The sequence below is a fragment of the Neobacillus driksii genome, from assembly GCF_013409995.1.
Lineage (GTDB): Bacteria > Bacillota > Bacilli > Bacillales > Cytobacillaceae > Neobacillus > Neobacillus driksii.
In genome coordinates this window covers 47,090-65,175 of the sequence record NZ_JACCBX010000016.1, presented here as the reverse complement: position 1 = coordinate 65,175, position 18,086 = coordinate 47,090, and the positions used below count along the sequence as shown (strand labels likewise).

At 36.4% G+C, this 18,086-nt stretch carries 12 protein-coding genes, 1 pseudogene and 1 riboswitch; of the genes and pseudogenes, 9 read left to right on the top strand and 4 right to left on the bottom strand.

Going from position 1 to position 18,086, the window contains the following annotated elements; all coding sequences use genetic code 11:
- Nucleotides 1-543 precede the first annotated feature (543 nt).
- The 3 genes from F4694_RS27190 (at nucleotide 544) to F4694_RS27180 (ending at nucleotide 2,914) form a co-directional block, all read left to right on the top strand.
- Complete coding sequence (locus F4694_RS27190) at nucleotides 544-1,200, top strand: hypothetical protein (RefSeq protein WP_179603051.1); 657 nt, start codon at nucleotides 544-546, stop codon at nucleotides 1,198-1,200.
- A gap of 176 nt (nucleotides 1,201-1,376) precedes the next feature.
- The gene (locus F4694_RS27185; protein ID WP_179603050.1) at nucleotides 1,377-1,613 is read left to right on the top strand and encodes a hypothetical protein; all 237 of its coding nucleotides are present in this window, start codon (nucleotides 1,377-1,379) and stop codon (nucleotides 1,611-1,613) included.
- Nucleotides 1,614-1,771: 158 nt separating this feature from the next.
- The gene (locus F4694_RS27180; RefSeq protein WP_179603049.1) at nucleotides 1,772-2,914 is read left to right on the top strand and encodes a hypothetical protein; all 1,143 of its coding nucleotides are present in this window, start codon (nucleotides 1,772-1,774) and stop codon (nucleotides 2,912-2,914) included.
- Between the two features lie 992 nt (nucleotides 2,915-3,906).
- On the opposite strand, the gene solA is transcribed toward F4694_RS27180, so the two are convergent.
- The gene (gene solA / locus F4694_RS27175; protein ID WP_257029421.1) at nucleotides 3,907-5,085 is read right to left on the bottom strand and encodes an N-methyl-L-tryptophan oxidase; all 1,179 of its coding nucleotides are present in this window, start codon (nucleotides 5,083-5,085) and stop codon (nucleotides 3,907-3,909) included.
- Between the two features lie 132 nt (nucleotides 5,086-5,217).
- Nucleotides 5,218-5,328, top strand: a riboswitch (SAM riboswitch).
- 145 nt (nucleotides 5,329-5,473) lie between these two features.
- Here solA and F4694_RS27170 point away from each other — a divergent pair.
- The 5 genes and pseudogenes from F4694_RS27170 to F4694_RS27150 all read left to right on the top strand — a co-directional run.
- Nucleotides 5,474-6,295, top strand: coding sequence for a transporter substrate-binding domain-containing protein (locus F4694_RS27170; protein ID WP_179603048.1), 822 nt, complete (start codon nucleotides 5,474-5,476; stop codon nucleotides 6,293-6,295).
- A gap of 20 nt (nucleotides 6,296-6,315) precedes the next feature.
- On the top strand, nucleotides 6,316-7,038 hold the full coding sequence (locus F4694_RS27165) for an amino acid ABC transporter permease (protein WP_179603047.1): 723 nt from the start codon (nucleotides 6,316-6,318) through the stop codon (nucleotides 7,036-7,038).
- On the top strand, nucleotides 7,035-7,772 hold the full coding sequence (locus F4694_RS27160) for an amino acid ABC transporter ATP-binding protein (protein ID WP_179603046.1): 738 nt from the start codon (nucleotides 7,035-7,037) through the stop codon (nucleotides 7,770-7,772). The genes F4694_RS27165 and F4694_RS27160 overlap by 4 nt, the downstream gene beginning before the upstream one ends.
- Before the next feature lie 30 nt (nucleotides 7,773-7,802).
- Nucleotides 7,803-8,738, top strand: coding sequence for a homocysteine S-methyltransferase (gene mmuM, locus F4694_RS27155; protein WP_179603045.1), 936 nt, complete (start codon nucleotides 7,803-7,805; stop codon nucleotides 8,736-8,738).
- Between the two features lie 376 nt (nucleotides 8,739-9,114).
- Nucleotides 9,115-9,363, top strand: a pseudogene (locus tag F4694_RS27150) (anti-sigma factor); the annotation flags it as partial.
- Nucleotides 9,364-9,575: 212 nt separating this feature from the next.
- Here F4694_RS27150 and F4694_RS27145 read toward each other — a convergent pair.
- Nucleotides 9,576-11,129, bottom strand: a complete 1,554-nt coding sequence (locus F4694_RS27145) for an ABC-F family ATP-binding cassette domain-containing protein (protein ID WP_179603044.1) — start codon at nucleotides 11,127-11,129, stop codon at nucleotides 9,576-9,578.
- A 342-nt stretch (nucleotides 11,130-11,471) separates the two neighbouring features.
- On the opposite strand from F4694_RS27145, the gene cysK reads away from it, so the two are divergent.
- Nucleotides 11,472-12,395: a cysteine synthase A gene (gene cysK, locus F4694_RS27140; RefSeq protein ID WP_179603043.1), complete on the top strand. Its 924-nt coding sequence runs from the start codon at nucleotides 11,472-11,474 to the stop codon at nucleotides 12,393-12,395.
- Nucleotides 12,396-12,528: 133 nt separating this feature from the next.
- On the opposite strand, the gene F4694_RS27135 is transcribed toward cysK, so the two are convergent.
- The gene (locus F4694_RS27135; RefSeq protein ID WP_179603042.1) at nucleotides 12,529-12,924 is read right to left on the bottom strand and encodes a hypothetical protein; all 396 of its coding nucleotides are present in this window, start codon (nucleotides 12,922-12,924) and stop codon (nucleotides 12,529-12,531) included.
- A gap of 673 nt (nucleotides 12,925-13,597) precedes the next feature.
- Nucleotides 13,598-18,043, bottom strand: coding sequence for an endo-1,4-beta-xylanase (locus tag F4694_RS27130; RefSeq protein WP_179603041.1), 4,446 nt, complete (start codon nucleotides 18,041-18,043; stop codon nucleotides 13,598-13,600).
- Nucleotides 18,044-18,086: the final 43 nt, after the last annotated feature.

The window sequence follows — 18,086 nt, the reverse complement described above, 5'->3', positions numbered from 1 at the left end:
TCAGCTCGGCGGGGGAGGAAAAATCTATAGAAACATAGATTTGCCAAGTAAAAGCTTGGTTTCCGAAAGGGAATACAAATACGAATAGCTCAACCCGTAAAGGCTATGGAACATGCTCCATAGTAAAGGAACCCAGCGCTTTAGTTGGGACCAACCGAGTAAAAAAACAAGAAGAGGATGCTGAACTGGCTGTGAAGAGATAGAATCGACCGAAAACCCTTTTGGGCGAGTAAGAGGAAGCTTCCATATTCTGTCCTTGAGATTTATCTTGGAGCCGACCTGAGCTTGTTTTTGAAGAGTATGACTAAAATGGGAAACCGTACTGGGTAATGCCAACGGTGGGAGATTTCGCAATTAGGTTTTTAACAAACCTGCGTAAGCAGTGGGTGCGTTAGTTCTTGTGAGGGTTTGGCGACCTTCTGGATTTGAGACGACTGAAAGCGATTGGGATATGCAGAAAAAGTGAAAGGGCTGGATGTGGCAATCTGGTTGTCCTGGCGGACTTAATAGTGCTGTTGTTTTTTCTACCGGGAGGTGGTATTTATGGCACAACAAAATTACTTAGTTTCATCCTGGCAAGGATTGATTCAACTATTGGTAAATCTCTGTGGCAAGGGATATTACTACTATCATATAACGGAACTTCCGGTCAATAAAAAATCTAAATGGGGGGATATAGACGCAAAATTTATTGGAAAGTACCAGACAGATAAAAACAAATGGCAACGTCATAGACAAAAGCGCAAAGGCATTGCAAATTTCTATTATCTGCGATGGGAACATCTTGTTCTGGTTTTGCATACCGAAGGTATGGTTCCAAGAGAGTTTCTTTATGATGATAAATTTTCTGATATTCGACGTTCACCAGTTTTTTTAAAAATCAGTGATTTGTCTGCTTTTGAAATACAAATTGTTGATAAAAAAGTATCTGTTACTTTGTCTCGTGATACTTATCGTGGTTTAAAAGATATGCTTTATAATGTAGCGAAAACAAAGAATAAATATAAAATGAAACAAACCTTTAATTTAATAAATGGTTTTCCGGCTTATAAGGGCGTTCTAGGGCAAAAAAATCAACTTGCCGAGTATTTAGTAGCCCAAGCCAAAAAAAATGGAATACTGCTTAAAAGGATAGAACTACGTTTTAATACAAAATTAAGGACATTGAAAAACTATGACGAATCTGAAGAAGGTAATTAAATTGTAGAAAAAGCAATTTTTATAGGATGGTTATCAAAAGTTTCTTATTGATTTGATAATATATATTTATTTTTCGCTCACCTTAATACCCAGTCCCCCTAAATTTTTACATATCTTATTATTATTTTAAAAAACATGATAAAATAATAATAAAGTAGGACACTCTGGGAGGAAATATGAATAACAGAAATAACTTAATAGACGAGATAATAAATTATGCTTTAGATAAAAAAATATCTTTAAAAGATGCAAGTGAAATTATTATTCAAGATAAAAAGGAAGTGCTTAGAATATTCGCTGCTGCCAAAGAAGTTTTTCTACAAGAAATCGATGACAGAATATATGAAAGTAAAAAAGCAGGTTTAATTGATGAAGTAAATACCTTTGAAAATTGGAAGAAACTTTGTAAATAGAAACCAAAAAAGCCCAAAGGGGCTTTTTTTATTAATAAAGATTATCCATAAGTTTAAAAACCACTGCGCTTTAATTGATGAAAAAAAGGATTAATGAAAAAATTCAACAATTATTAACAAAGCGTAATGATGAATTGGTTTAACTTATGGAGGTTTTTATGGATATTAAGCAAGTAAGTGAAAATATAATAGTTAGAAATACAAGGCAGGCAGAGAATTTAAGAATTATTGCAAAGGCATTAAATATTCAATTTAACATGTATAATGTTGATGATGTTTTGCATTTATTGGAAATAGCAGGGTTAAGTGATATTGTTATTGAAGATACTTTTGGTAATATGGTTCGTCTTAAAACTTTCTCAACTGAAGTTGGGGATGCAATTTTTAAGAAGAAAACGAAGGCACAAAGAGATTCTTGGAAAAGAATTCGAAAAATGATTCAGAAAAGGTTGCAGGAAAGGGAAAACTTATCAAAACATTATATTAATTCATTTCATGAATCTATTGAGAGTATTGTTCCTCAGCTTGATATTTCAGAAGCTGGTGTACTATTTGAATTGATTTTACATATGAACCTTGGTAGTCAAGGTTATTTAAAGATTTCAGGTGACTATTTAACTTTAGAAGATATTATTGCTGTAACTGGTTTAGGGAAAACAACTTTAATTAAATATTTAAAGAAATTTAAGGAACTAGGAATTTTGAATTGGGAAAGAAGAAAAATGTCAAGGGTTGTTCAAAAATCCAATCTAAAGAAAGGGATTAAAAAGGGCGATACTGAATTTTTTACTGCCAATGCGTATCGGGTGGAAAAAAGTTTTCATTGGATGGGGCGATTTGATGATAATCAAATGACCATGAACTTTACTAAAACGTATAAAATAAAGGCAAAAGAATTAACAGCAAATTTATCTCTTGAAGCAAAAGGATTATTGTATATGATAATGACAAAAATTCATTATCAAACTTATTACCTTTCATTAAATCCTAACATCGATTTAAAAATGGATGCAAAGCAGACACTAGAATCCAATATTAAAAATGGAACAATGTTTGAAGTCGAACATTTAACAAGAAAAGGATTATTAGAATTAATAAATAAGTCTGATAAGCAAATAAGGCGGTATATTAAGGAACTACATGAAAACTTTATTATTTCTTTCTTTGGTCGAGGGAAGAATGAAAAATATATGGTGAATCCGGAGCTATTTGCAAGAATGGACTCACAGGACCATAATTTTACTTACTTTGATGCTATTAAATATCAGTTTGAGCAGTTGAGAAAACAACATAAAATGTAAATTATGGAGTGGGCAACCACTCTTTTTTATTGTTGAACGATTTTAATATCAATTTATTGGACACTAGTTGAACTTTATTTTATTTTTATTGGACATAGTATGAACTTTACCCATATATAATTGGACATCAGATGAACTTGAATTTTTATGATTTTTCCATGTGTATCAATTGTTTGTGGGAAGTTTTAATTAAAGTAAGTTCTTAAACTCTTTGCAAAATCTTATTTAACTCCTAATTTATTGTGTAATGATATATACGAGTTATTAAACCATGTACATTATTCTTTCAAACATGGTTGTATGGTTGAGGACACCATTTACTTACGTATTCCGGCAAGCCGTCATACGATTATAAATTTCAGGGTTATAGTTTTTTCCTTATTTTTAAAAAAGCTTTATAAAATAAAACCTTCAACATATATTTTTGGTTTAAATAAAAAATTTTTCTTTTTAAGAAGGCAAATGAATTTGAATGATTACAAAATTTAAGTAAAAAAACTCATAGAAATTTAATTTTAAATAAATTTATTTAGTCAAAGTTATTAATAAATATTAAAAGGCTTTGGAAAAATGCATCCAAAGCCTTTTTGGTTTTAGTTGTAGTTGCCTTATTATTTGCTATCCAAAGTGTAATTAAGCCGATACATAACTTCATTTTTTTAATTAATTTTATAAGTTGTATATACCCGGTATTGGAACCAGGCACGTGGAGTGCGTGTCGCAGTTAGTGTTGAAATAGACAGCGATCACCATTCAAGCCATTGTGGGGCAGTGGCAAAGGTAGTTTTGAAAGAAGAAGCAGAAGCCTGATAGGTTTCTGTTTTTTGGTTTTTGAGAGCAGAAGGTGAATTAGGTAAAAATTGTAGAATTAATTTATCATGTAATAAGCATCTCTGGAAATATAGACACTTATTACATGAAAGATCGATTTAGCGTGTTATGGGTCATCTTGGTCTAGTTATGACTAAGTTATTCTATTTACTGATGACATATTACAAATCAAATCTCTTAAGAGAGAATAAAGAAATATCAAAACTACTTTTCCCTTTTTGCGCCAGTTGGCCGAGCACTTCTCCCATAACGCTTCCAAACTTAAAGCCATGGCCGGAAAAACCGCATGCAATGATGATATTTTCATGTTCAGGGTGATAATCAATGATAAAGTGATTGTCACTTGAGATGGTATATAAGCATGTTTTTCCTTGTTTTAATTCTCCATTTGCTTTAGGCATATAGGTTCGGAGGAAGAATCTTAGTTCCTCTTCATCTGTTTCGTATTGACCAAAGTTCTGTTTGTGTTGGTTAGGATCAATAGCTTGACCTCCATCTGATCTTCCTATCTTAAGGCCTGCTCCATCTTTGCAAGGAAATCCATAACACATATTCGTATCGTCCTCTACGTAAAAAGAGGGGAAGTTGGCGATATCGTAAAGGTCTGCAGGGGCGTCAAACCAGCCGAAGGCTTTACGGGTTGGCTGAATAGGGAGATTTAAGTCTGGTAATAGTTTGGCTACCCATGCCCCTGCTGTAACAATCACTTTTTTCGCATAATAAACCTGGTTTTCAGTTGAGATTTTTATATTGTCCATATCTTCCATCTCAATTTGCTGTACGGGTGTATTTGTAACAAGTTTTGCTCCATTATTAATGGCGATTTCTTTATAAGCTTTAATGGCATTCGCACTATAGATGAGGCCTGACTCTGACTCAAAACAACCAATAAAATGATCTGGTACGGAAAAACCAGGCCATCTTTCTTTTATTTCTTTGCTATTTAGGATATCTAATGGCAAATCATATTTATTAGCAGCCTCAATCGTTTCTTGAAGAAAGGAAGAGTCTTTTGGACCTAATCCAAGAACACCGGTTTTTTCAAAGATTTTATAGGTGGTGTGCTGTTCTAATTCCTCCCATAATTGTTGTGCACGTTTTACTAATGTTACATACTGTCTGCCTTCACCATAAGCATGTCGAATCATACGGGTATCTCCGTGATGGCTTCCATGATGATGTGGTGGGTCGAAAGCATCGATTAACACAGTATTTACTTTCTGTTGAGCTAAAAAGGCACCAGCAGCTATTCCCATTGTACCAGCACCAATAATTGCTACATCAAAATAGGCTTCTTCTTTCAAGTTCATTTCTCCCATCTTTTTATCCTGAATTCTCATAATCTATAAGATTTAGTGTGTTTACACTAAAATCAGATCATTTAGTGAATTGTACATAGTAAAAAAGTAGTTGACAATAGTATTAATATTAAATATTATCATAATATACAAAAAACAACATAAAAAATGAATAACTTATCACGAGAGACCGAGGGACAGGCCCAACGACGTCCAGCAACCATCATTCGATGAAGGATGAAAGGTGCTAAATCCTGCAGAGTGTTTCATTCTGAGAGATAAGGTTTAGATGAAAAGCCTCTTTCTGATTGGAAGAGGCTTTTTTATTTTATTGTTCTGTTTCCGTTTTAGTGATTTGAATTGGATATAAGTAATGACTTAGATTCTCATTCAATAATAATAATTAATTTATTTTAAAGGAGATAGTAAAATGAAAAAGAGATCTAGGTTATTGTTATCAAGTATTGCACTAGTAGGTTTGGTTGGTATATTAAATGGTTGTTCCTCTAAAGAAACAACTACAGCAGATGGAACGGAGGAAAAGGTTATTTTAGTTGGAACTCAAAATGATTATCCTCCTTTCGCTTATGCGGATGAAAGTAATGAACTTATCGGATATGATATCGACGTTATAAAAGAAATTGATGAAAGATTAGAGGGGTATACCTTTGATTTTGTTGCTACTCCATGGGACAGTATGTTTCTTGCACTAGAATCAAATAAAATTCAGGCCGTTGCCGACCAGGTGGCGAAAACATCTGAACGTGAAGAAAAGTACTTGTTTACAGACGAATCTTATTTTGCTGCAGAAACCGTTATTGTTGTGAAATCAGGTCGAACAGATATTCAAACAGTAGAAGATTTAGAGGGGAAAAAAGTTGGAGCTTTAGCTGGTGATTCTTATACATTATTACTTGAACAACATAATAAAAAAGCAGAAAATGATATTATTTTAAAATATAGCGAAAGTGGAACCCCTTCAGAAATTTTACAAGATGTACAAAATGGACGTGTGGATGCCTATGTAAATGATCCAATTATGATTCATTCTGTTATAGAAAAATATAATTTAGATTTAGAAGTTGTAGGACAGCCTATCGTAAATGATAAGATTGGGATTGTTTTTAAAGATGGAAAGCAGGGAGAAGAGTTAAAAGGATTAATTGATCCTATTCTAAAGGAACTCAAAGAAGACGGTACATTAGCTGACCTGTCAGTCAAATGGACGGGTGGAGAATACGTCCCTGAATAAGGCTGGGAAGGGAGGAAGAAATGGAAAATTTATTGGATATTCATTTTTTAATAGAGAGCTTTCCTGCGATAGTTACAAGATTACCTATTACAATTGGAATTGCCGTGGGTTCGTTGATTATTAGTTTATTTATTGGGCTTACTACAGCACTGATAAAAATTTATCGAGTACCCGTATTAAAGACAATCTCTTCTTTTTATGTCTCCTTTGTTAGAGGAACCCCTCTCTTAGTGCAGATATATCTTGTGTTTTATGGAATACCAAAAGTGATTTACTTTTTTCAAACTGAATATGGATGGCTTCTGAATATTGATGTAAATATCATTGCACCGGAAGTATATGCTTTATTAGCCTTTTCAATTAATTTAGGTGCTTATTTGTCTGAAACGATACGATCAGCAATTGAATCTGTTGATCGTGGTCAGTTTGAGGCAGCTAAAGCTATAGGGTTGAGTCCCACTCAAATGATGCTGAAAATTATTTTCCCGCAGGCTTTATCGGTAGCCATACCTAATTTAGGTAACATGTTTATAAGTACAATTAAAGATACTTCTCTAGTCTTTATTATTGGAGTTATTGATATCATGGGACAAGCCAAAATTCTTGGTTCTCGAGGTTTAGCCTTTTTTGAAGTCTATATAGCAGTTTCTATTATTTATTGGATCATTTGTATTATAGTCGAGAGATTGCTAGTTATAGTAGAAAAGCGTGCCCGGAGATATGAAAGAGGGGTTGTCTCATGATTAAAGTGGAAAATCTCCATAAATATTTTGACCAACAGCATGTGTTAAAAGGGATAAATTTTTCCGTTAATAAAGGAGAGGTTGTTTCTATTTTAGGACCAAGTGGTTCAGGGAAATCAACCTTGTTACGCTGTGTCAATTTCTTAGAACAACCTACAAATGGCATCGTTGAAATTAGTGGAAAGAGAGTAAATGTTGAATCCGCTAGAAAGGTAGATATTCAGTCTTTAAGATTATCCACAGGAATGGTCTTTCAACAGTATAACTTATTTAAAAATTTAACAGTGTTACAGAATGTCATGATCGGCTTAACAAGTGTGAAGAATATAAGTTCGAATGAAGCGAAGAAGGTAAGTGCAGAAATCCTAGAAAAAGTTGGTCTTCAAGATAGATTGGAGCATTATCCAGTACAGCTATCGGGTGGACAACAACAAAGGGTTGGTATTGCTCGAGCACTGGCGCTCAATCCAGAGGTTTTATTATTTGATGAGCCGACTTCATCGCTTGATCCAGAGTTAGTTGGGGAAGTGTTAACTGTTATAAAAGAAGTAGCAAAGGAAGGCAATACCATGCTGATTGTCACACACGAGCTTAATTTTGCACGTGAAATTTCTGATCGAATTATCTTTATGGAAAATGGAATGATTCTTGAAGAAGGAACAGCAGAACAAATGTTTACAAATCCAAGTGTTGAAAGAACGAAGCAGTTTATAGGTAAAGTATTAAAAAAGTAGGCTATTTTACTAGGAAGAAGGATAAGTAAAATGAATCCGATAGAACAGATCTTAGATAATTATCCAATTATGATTATCGATGGAGCAATGGCTACAGAGCTTGAGAATTATGGGTGTAATCTAAATGACCGTTTATGGTCAGCAAAGATATTAATGGAAAATCCAGAGCTAATCAAGCAGGTTCATTTAGATTATTTTAAAGCGGGTGCAGATTGTGCCATAACAGCTAGTTATCAAGCTACTATTGAAGGTTATAAGGAAAGAGGGCTATCTGAAAAAGAGGCCACTGATTTAATTAAAAAGTCTGTTCAACTTGCTATTAATGCACGTGATGAATTTTGGGATAATACCGAAAATCAGAAGAACAGACCTAAACCAATAGTGGCTGCATCAGTCGGTCCATATGGTGCTTTTCTTGCGGATGGTTCTGAATATCGTGGGGATTATCTATTAAATGAGGATGAACTAGTTTCTTTTCATAGAGAGAGAATTAGAATACTAGTTGAAGCTGGTGCTGATATCCTAGCGTGTGAAACCATTCCATGTCTGATAGAGGCTAAAGCAATAACAAGGGTGATAAGAGAATTCCCAGAAATCTACGCTTGGATTAGTTTTAGTGCAAAAGATGAGCTTCATATTAGTAATGGAGAAAAAATGTCTGATTGTGTGATGTGGCTAGAAGGGGAGAAGCAAATAGCTGCCATTGGTATTAATTGCTCATCACCAGATTTTATTGATTCATTAATTAAAGAAATAAAAGGCAAAACTTCTAAACCAATTATTGTTTATCCAAATTCAGGTGAAGAATATGATGCTACGAATAAAAAATGGAATGAAGGAGCTTCTTCTAAACAATTTACCATTTGCACTCAACGCTGGTACGAAGCGGGAGCAAAAATAATAGGTGGGTGTTGTAGGACGAAACCTGAAGATATAAAAGCTATTAATGATTGGGCACGTAAGTAGCTTTAACTTACGGGCAGCATGAGGTAATTACCACTAAATAATCTTTAAGCACTTTCCTTAAGCAAAGGGAAAGTGCTTTTTCTATGTTTCTCAATTTATTTTTAAGAAAAGCATGGGGACGGTTTTCTTGCACTTTAATTTTCATTGTTCACCAACAGGTAACAGATAAGTTTGTTAATCTTTATAAGAGTATGGCGTACTTTACGACTCACTCTATGTCGTTGGTGGACATACAGTTAATATTAATGTGTGATTAAATTAGACTCAGTCTTATTAGGACTGGGCCTTTAATCTGGGGGAAGAAAACAAGAAGGAAGTAAATCGATGAATCATAAAAAAATATTTATAATTAATGTAAACTTTTCTCAACGTAATACGTCTTGGAATCGCCGAAGAAAGTATTATGACGGGCGAAGTTGATTATCTAGAACCTCACGGAAATGGAGAAAGCTTTTACAATATTGGCAGTATCCAGCCTGGACAAACGATGAAGGTTAACCTAGGGTATTTTGTAGATGCGGATAAACTGGATTCAATCTTCCTTGATAGTTTCCATTACAGTGGATTTGGTGACACTGAAAATATGAATGCGGAAGATCGTTGGTGGATTGATATTCGTCAATAATAAAAACAAGAAAAATGGAAAAAGTTGCTTATTTAGCAATTTTTTTAGTGCAATGAATCTTTTCAAACATTAGCCTTCAACTTGAAAAATACTCATTCTACCTTTAATTTGGATGAGCTTTTTTAAGAAATCTAAAAGTATATTTTTTTAAATATTTTGGATGGTTAATAAAAAGGGGTACCCAAGTGCATTGGGTACCCCTTAATCTTTATTTAAAACACTTTCGTAGTCCAATCCTCACAATTCCAAATATCAGTCGCAATTTCACGATAGAAATCAGGTTCGTGTGATACCATCAAGATACTTCCGCGATAGGCCTTTAAAGCACGCTTTAATTCTTCTTTTGCGTCAACATCCAAGTGATTGGTAGGTTCATCGAGAATTAATAAGTTCGTTTCTGTGTTAATAATTTTACATAAGCGAACTTTGGCCTTTTCTCCACCAGAAAGGACTTCGACTTTACTTTCAATATGTTTTGTTGTTAATCCGCATTTTGCAAGAGCAGCTCGGACTTCGGCCTGATTCATACTTGGGAACGTGCTCCAAATCTCTTCAATACAAGTGTTGTAGTTAGACTGTTTCACTTCCTGCTCAAAGTAACCGACGTATTGATACTCACCACGTTCCACTTTACCTGAAATGGGATTAATCAAACCAAGAATACTTTTTAAAAGAGTAGACTTACCAATACCGTTTGCGCCCACGAATGCAATTTTTTGACCGCGTTCCATTTTTAAATTCAGAGGGCGAGAAAGTGGTTCATTGTAACCTATAACAAGATCTTCAGTCTCGAAAATCCAACGACTAGATGAACGAGCTTCTTTAAAGTTAAACTCAGGTTTTGGCTTCTCTTTCCCTAATTCAATAATTTCCATTTTGTCGAGCTTCTTTTGACGAGACATCGCCATATTACGTGTTGCCACACTTGCCTTGTTACGAGCAACGAAATCCTTCAAATTCGCAATTTCTTGTTGTTGACGTTTGTAAGCAGACTCTAGCTGCTGCTTCTTCATTTCATAAATATTTAGGAAGTTATCATAGTCACCAACATAGCGATTCAACTCTTGGTTTTCCATGTGGTAGATCAAATTAACAACATTGTTCAAGAATGGAATATCATGTGAAATCAAGATAAATGCATTCTCATATTCCTGCAGGTAGCGCTTCAACCATTCGATATGCTGTTCATCCAAATAGTTCGTAGGCTCATCAAGTAATAGGATTTCAGGCTTTTCTAGCAAAAGCTTAGCTAGTAAAACCTTCGTACGTTGCCCACCGCTAAGATCATCTACATCTCGATCGAGACCAACATCGTCTAATCCTAGACCACGAGCAACTTCCTCCACTTTTGAATTAATTTGATAGAAATCATTACTATCTAATGTTTCTTGCAGCTCTCCAACTTCAGCAAGCAGTGCATCGATATCAGCACCTTCATCACCCATTTTTGCGTAAAGTTCATTGATCTCCGCTTCAGCATCGAATAGATATTGAAAGGCAGTACTTAAAGCTTCACGCATCGTTGTACCTTTTTGAAGAACAGCATGCTGATCTAAATATCCAACACGAACCTTTCGTGACCACTCTACTTTCCCCTCGTCGGGTTGCAGTTTCCCGGTAACAATATTCATGAAAGTAGACTTACCCTCACCATTTGCTCCAACTAGTCCAACGTGTTCGCCTTTTAAAAGTCGAAAAGACACATTATTAAAAATCGCACGATCACCGAAACCATGACTTAAATTTTGTACGTTTAATACGCTCATTTTTTTAACCCCTTATCTAATGTCACATGTAGATATCTTACTAGATTTTAGCTGTTTTTTCTATCTTGAATTTTTTGTAAAAAATGTAATTCGATTTTTTTGTCTAAATGGAAGTCTGCCCGGAAATAGGGTGGGTGGCCTGTTTAAAATATATTATAGGGAAAACTCTTACTAATAAAAAAGTTATCCTTTAAAAAGTAAAAGTTATGAGGGAGGAAAACTTATTATTATCACTTGAAAATGGTAAGATATTAGTGGAATTAAAATGGATAAACATTATCCCCCATTCTGAATTTATTATGGGGGATTATTTTTGAAAGAATATCGAAAGGTGGAAGGACAATGAAACTTTATCGCTCAATTCTTGAATTAATTGGAAAAACTCCGATTGTTAAACTGAATAAATTACCTGACCCAACAGGAGGGGAAGTGTACATAAAACTAGAATCGTTTAACCCAGGAGGCAGTGTCAAAGACCGTGCTTCTATCAATATGATTGAACGTGCAGAAAAAGAGGGTAAATTAATTCCAGGGAAGAGTACCGTTATCGAGCCAACTTCTGGTAATACTGGGATTGGAATTGCCATGGTATGTGCAGTAAAAGGGTACCGGTGTATTATTACAATGCCAGATAACGCGACGCTTGAGCGTGTGAAAATTATAAAAGCATATGGAGCAGAGGTTCACCTAACACCAGCAAGTTTACGAATGCAAGGGGCTATTGATGAAGCAAACAGATTGGCTGAATCAATTTCTGATGTCTTTATTCCCATGCAATTTGAAAATACCGCAAATGCAGATGCACATCGCGGAACAACCGCAGTTGAAATCCTAGAGGCTTTTGAAGGGAATTTGGATGCCCTTGTGTTGACAGCAGGAACAGGAGGAACCGTCACAGGTGTAGGGGAAGAGTTGAAAAAGCATATTCCAAACTTAAAAATTTATGTAGTAGAACCGTTTGGATCCCCTGTGTTATCAGGTGGTGAGCCTGGTCCGCACAAAATCCCAGGAACTGGACCTGGTTTTATTCCGAAGATTTTAAATCGTACTATTTATGATGAAATATTGCTCATTAAGGATGAAGACGCCCAAGTAACGGCACGCCGACTTGCTGCAGAAGAAGGGATCTTTGTAGGTGCATCAGGTGCCTCTTCTGCCTATTTTGCAGTCGAGATAGCAAAGAATCTGCCATCATCAGCTAGAGTGCTTTGCTTAGCTCCAGACACGGGAGAACGTTATCTGTCCTCTGACTTATTTCTATCTTGATTTTTTTATAACTCATTCATGGATTCAAACTTCAAGAGAAGAAGGTAACTCCCTTGTTGGGTGTTGCCTTTTTTGATCGTTAGCGTTTAGCACGAGAATAGCAAAAAGAAGGAAGAGCGGTCACTTATAAAATTTATTTAATATCTTCTTCCATTTCCTCATAAGTCATCCCAAAAGGTACACCGCCAGCTGTATATCCTGCAATAAATGCAAAAGTATCATCGTAATCTTCAAATTCATATTGTGCCTTAGCAATTCTGCGTTTTTCTTTCTTTCGTTCTTTTTCCTGTTTTCTTTTTTTGATTAGTTCTTTTGTGTATTCCCTTTCTTGGGTACTAATTTTAGCCCCGACTAATTCCAATTCTTTCAAAGCATTTTTTAAATTAAGGCCAAAGAATTTGGAATATGCTTTTATGCTATGCTCACCATCATACTTTTCAAGCCAAGACTTTGCTTGCTCCATTCGGACTTCTTTAGGTAATCCCCAAAATTGTTTCTTTTTACTTTTGCTTTTCTTTTTCTTACCCATAGCGAAGACCTCATTATTTTTATTATCACGGTTATTTTAACATTTTTAATAAACTATCTAAATGATTGGGCTAATTAATTACCTCGGATAGCTGCAGGAGAATGGTCGTTTGTCTATTAAAAAAAGTATTTATTTCCTCGACAATTATTGCATGGGAAATTAGCCGGGAACAGCTTCAAAGCTGGACTTTGCTTGATTTAATTAAACGTTTAATTAGTGAATTTCGTTTGCAAATAAGTAGAATTATAGCAATTGATGTAGAATTTAATATTTTAAAGGTGGTCAAATCAAACGACTAATTATCTTAGGAAGAGCTCTTGAGATAAAAGGTCTAGAAGATAAAATTGATGTAATGGAACGACTGGAAGAGCTATACAATAAGCTAGAAATGACACAAGAATCTATGGTGCTTAAGCAAAAATCATTGAAATGCAAAAGCCAAGTCATCATTATGTGCAAGAGTGGAAAAAAACAATAAAGTCATCTAGAAATGCTCCCCAAATCAAAGTAACAAAAGTAGGAAGAAATGATCCTTGACCATGCGGCAGTGGTAAAAAGTTAAAGAAATGTTGTGGTTGATGGGAAAAGGGTTTTGTTTTGAGCGCACTCTGCTTGCTATTCAACAACAAAACACCCTGAATGAAAACATTCAGGGTACTTCGTAAATGACATTTTATTTTTTAGAATTGTCGCGTGGAACGGAAACTTCAACACTTTTTGTTGTCACATTACCAGCTTTATCTGTGGCCGTATAAGTAATGGTGTAAACACGGCCATTACTGTTTGCTAATCTTTCTGCACGAAGTTTAAAGGAATCGGTAGTACCTGTAATAGGTTTATTATAATTGGCATTCTGAATATCATCAGGTTGGATAGATTCATTGCTAGTAATTGATGTTAACACTACTGAATGAATTCCTGAATCGGCATCAGATGCACTAATAGTCGCCGATATTGGCACCATCTTATGATTAGCTGGTGATAATGTTGTTTTGTCGAGTTTAATATCAAAGGTTGGTCCGGTCTTATCAAGTTTAATTGTTTTTGTATGAACCTGCTCGACATTTCCAGCTTTGTCTACACTCCAGTATGTTAGAGTGTGAACACCCTCTTCAGAAATAGTAACTGAATTACCGTTTTGTACGATCCCATTATCAATACTATAATAGGTTGCTGCTACACCTGTATCATTATCATTTGCACTGAAAGCAATCGTTACATCTTTATTAACCCAATCTTCTGGTGCGTTATCGGTTGTAACAGGTGCAGTGGTGTCAGTCTTCATAAGTGTCAGGACGCCGAACACAGAAGTGTCCTGATATCCCAGACCAGTTAAATCATTCCATGTTGCAGCACTTTGACGGGCACCATCTTTACCGTCATTAACCTGAACATCAAAACCGATTTTCGTATTGTTTTCTGGTGTAATGGTTCTGAACGGAATCTTTACTTCAACGGTATAGCCAGTACCTGATGCTTTGGTTGCAGATTCGAAACCTTCTGCAACTTTGACAGGGTTAAATGATGTTTCATTGTCAAAGTTTACTCGATATTGTCCATCACCATCTTCGAAGGAAGAAGTCTTTGCATTATTCTCATCGACAAAGACTTCAATGGAATCCTGTTCCCATGGATTTGGACTCGATTTGTCGAGCTGTGAGTCACTTACTTGAATTAAAACATAAAGGTTTTCATTATCCCAGAGGACCTTGGATACCCCGTTTGCTCCCTGCCAAGCCATTTGGAAGCGATTAATCGGCAGTTCCGTTGCATTGCTCCAAACACCATCTACAGTTCCATCAATCACTGGTGTGCCGGAAACCGCACTTCCTTGATTAGCCTCTCTTACCTCAGGTTGATTTTCTGCAGTATATTTGTCTGGATTGATAACAGCATAGTAAGCTGGTTTTGCTTGCAAATCTTTATCAAACAACAATGGACTCTGTGCAGCCCTCCAGCTCGTTGCATCATTTAGTCCCCAGAAAGTTACACGTGAGATATGCTCTGCGTGTTCTTTGTAAATCTTGAACAATTGTGCGTATAAATAGCCCTGTGCCGTTGCTTCCTGTTCAGTAAGTACGTTGTTGGTTCCAGCTGTAATGTCAAGTTCAGTTACACTTACTTCTACACCCAAGGAAATAAACTTCTCTAAGGAGAGTCTAACATTATCTGGGTTTGTGTTTTTATTGTAGTGAGCCTGCATTCCAATTCCGTCAATGAGAAGATCTCCATTATGCTCTTTAGCATACTTTTCATTGATATCTTTCACCATCTGATAAATGGCTTCGGCTTTGCTCTGATTATCATCATTGTAATCATTGTAATATAGCTTGATATTCAAGCCTTTTTCATTCAGTACCTCTTTTGCAGCAAGGAAGGATTGTTCTACGAAGTCTGGTCCAATCGATTTGTACCAGCCGGATTGACGAAGTGATGCCTTCCAATCCGTTGGGTTCGGCGGGTTATCGATGATTGCTTCGTTTACCACGTCCCATGAAATTACCTTGTTACCGTAATTTTCTACGACTGTTTTAACATGGGTCCTTAAATTTGCTAGTGCTGCCTCACGGCTCAAAGGGGCACCGTTTTCAGCTGTAAATAACCATTCTGGAGTTTGTTGATGCCATACAAGCACGTGACCATGCAGCTGCAATCCCTGAGCCAAAACCTTGTCGACAAGCGCATTTTCATCAGTAAAGTCAAATTGTTTTTCCGCATTATACGCTTGATCTGGCTTCATTGCATTCTCTGCTGTGACAACATTGTGATGCATGTTGAGAAGCTTAAGTCTATTGCCTTCAAGATCAGAAGCAGAGACCGCGTTTCCAATTAAGAAATCGTTTTTATAAACCTCTTTTATCGGAGTTAAATCCTGAACTTCAATTGGTCCGGAACCAGTCGATTCAAAGGTAATATCATCGATATAAAAGGAGGCTGTGCTGTTGTTCGAGCTTTCTACATAAATGGTTAAAAACTCATCACCTACACTGCTATAACGGTACGTTCCCTCGAGTTTAACCCAGCCATCTTCAGCGCTGACTGTTTTTCCTTGAAGATTATTGTAACTAGCGCTGCCGCCATCGCCGACCTGTGTGGAAAGCTGAAGCTGTGAAGTTGCTGGTGAAATCAGCTTCACCCAGGCAGAAATTTTATATTCCGAATCCTTGTCAACATATTTCTCTACGTGTAATGCTGGTCCATGCCAAGCTTGTGATCTGCCTTCAACCTTCAAAGAATAGGAACCGCCTTCAGTATGATTGGCTTCATTGGTTACTGTTAGTGTTTCGGTACCAGCTCTTCCCTCGAGACCACCCATATTTTGGTCTTCAAAATCAATTGTTGTAAATGGTTCGGCAGGTGGTCTTCCATCGTCCCCGTCACCACCAGCAACTGTCTTCTCGGTAATGAGAATATCTCCGATATAGAAGGGAACGCTTTTCCCTGCATCATTTGATTGAATTCGTAGTGCTCTATCTTTGCTCGTATCAACGGTATATTGACCCGTTAGAGTAAAGGTTTGACCTGCCTTAACATCTGCCGCTGCATACAGGCCGTTATAGCTGTCTACATTCTGAAGCAAAGCTTGTGCACCTTCAGGAACACTCACACTGCTATCAACAAAACCAGTGACTGTAATGGTATAGGCTTTGCCGTTTTGCATGCTGACACTGCTGAACGGGATATCAACTCCGTCCCAGTTGTTTGCCCTTCCATTAACAGAAATCGCTTTTCCATCACTATTGCCTTCAAAAACGAGCTCAGAAACAGGCGTCAATTTTGCACTTCCTGCTTGTGTAGCCACACCAAGACCAGCTTCAAATGTTTCGTGAAATACTACTCTATCGGTTTGAGGTGCAGTTGTTTTTTCCGTTGTAATCAAGATGTTTCCAATGTAAAACGGAACATTTTTTCCAGCATCATTTGATTGGATACGTAGTGCTCTATCTTTACTAGTATCCACGGTATACTGACCCGTTAAAGTAAAAGTCTGTCCCGCGGCAAAATCTGCTGCAACATACAAACCGTTATAGCTGTCTACATTCTGCAGTAAAGCTTGTGCGCCAGCAGGAACAGTTGCATTTTCGTCAACAAAACCAGTAACTGTAATCGTATATGTTTTGCCGTTTTCCATACCGACATTGTTGAATGGGATATCGATGCCGTCCCAGTTGTTCGTCCTTCCGCTAATAGAGATGGCTTTTCCATCTTCATTGCCTGCAAAAACCTTACCAGAAACGTGGGTTACTTGTGGGTTACCCGCTTGAACTGCTACACCAATACCACTGGCAAAGGTTTCTTGATAGACGGTTTCTGTCTGGTTTCCTGGTTCTGGAGTTGGTTCTGGCACAGGGCCGCCAATCATTTGGGCAATTTGAGCCACACTTTGATTTGTTACATAGTGACGCCCCATAGCATAATTATCTTCATTAGGGTATCCTACTTTAAATGCGTACTTAATACCATTTTCTTGGTTTACTAGTTTTGCAATATCATTATAGCTGCCATAAGGGTATGCCATTAGGACTGGGTCTTTACCTGTAATACTTTTAAGATAAGTATTCGCTGATATAATTTGGTCCGCAGCTTGTTCTTTCGTTATCGTACTACGTACACCGCCATTTGTTCCCCAAATAGTACCGTCATGGGTTTTCGTATGATTCTCGAGACTTAAAGATGGTTCTTTCGCCAAACTTTGCAGCTGTTCTTTTGACATGCTGAAACCGCCGCCTATCCAGTCACTGACAATAAACAGAACAGCTCTCATGTTATATTGCTTTAAAACTGGAAGAGCATTGGTAATAAATTCTGGTGTACCATCATCAAACGTTAATAGAATCGGTTTTTCAGGCGCCGTTGCCGTTCCATCCATGATCTTTACATATTGTTCTGCTGATAAGGTATTGTAACCGTTATCATTTAGGTATTGCATAGTCTGTTTAAACGTTTCAATGCTGGTATCCGTCCATTGATTACTAGGATTATCAACAATTCGATGGTACAGTAGAACTGGTATATCTTTGTTTGTTTCAGCTGCTGAAGCCTGTGTAATCCAGCCTGACGGGATTATCAACATAGCTGCCAGAAGTAATAAAATAATTCTTTTCAATTTTCTTCTCATTTTCTGCATTCCCCCATAAAAGATTATTAATTATAACGGGTAA

Excerpts from the sequence above, each read along its gene's own strand:
- F4694_RS27190 (WP_179603051.1), top strand. The coding sequence starts at position 544 with ATGGCACAACAAAATTACTTAGTTTCATCCTGGCAAGGATTGATTCAA.
- F4694_RS27185 (WP_179603050.1), top strand. The coding sequence starts at position 1,377 with ATGAATAACAGAAATAACTTAATAGACGAGATAATAAATTATGCTTTA.
- F4694_RS27180 (WP_179603049.1), top strand. The coding sequence starts at position 1,772 with ATGGATATTAAGCAAGTAAGTGAAAATATAATAGTTAGAAATACAAGG.
- solA (WP_257029421.1), bottom strand. The coding sequence starts at position 5,085 with ATGAGAATTCAGGATAAAAAGATGGGAGAAATGAACTTGAAAGAAGAA.
- F4694_RS27170 (WP_179603048.1), top strand. The coding sequence starts at position 5,474 with ATGAAAAAGAGATCTAGGTTATTGTTATCAAGTATTGCACTAGTAGGT.
- F4694_RS27165 (WP_179603047.1), top strand. The coding sequence starts at position 6,316 with ATGGAAAATTTATTGGATATTCATTTTTTAATAGAGAGCTTTCCTGCG.
- F4694_RS27160 (WP_179603046.1), top strand. The coding sequence starts at position 7,035 with ATGATTAAAGTGGAAAATCTCCATAAATATTTTGACCAACAGCATGTG.
- mmuM (WP_179603045.1), top strand. The coding sequence starts at position 7,803 with ATGAATCCGATAGAACAGATCTTAGATAATTATCCAATTATGATTATC.
- F4694_RS27145 (WP_179603044.1), bottom strand. The coding sequence starts at position 11,129 with ATGAGCGTATTAAACGTACAAAATTTAAGTCATGGTTTCGGTGATCGT.
- cysK (WP_179603043.1), top strand. The coding sequence starts at position 11,472 with ATGAAACTTTATCGCTCAATTCTTGAATTAATTGGAAAAACTCCGATT.
- F4694_RS27135 (WP_179603042.1), bottom strand. The coding sequence starts at position 12,924 with ATGGGTAAGAAAAAGAAAAGCAAAAGTAAAAAGAAACAATTTTGGGGA.
- F4694_RS27130 (WP_179603041.1), bottom strand. The coding sequence starts at position 18,043 with ATGAGAAGAAAATTGAAAAGAATTATTTTATTACTTCTGGCAGCTATG.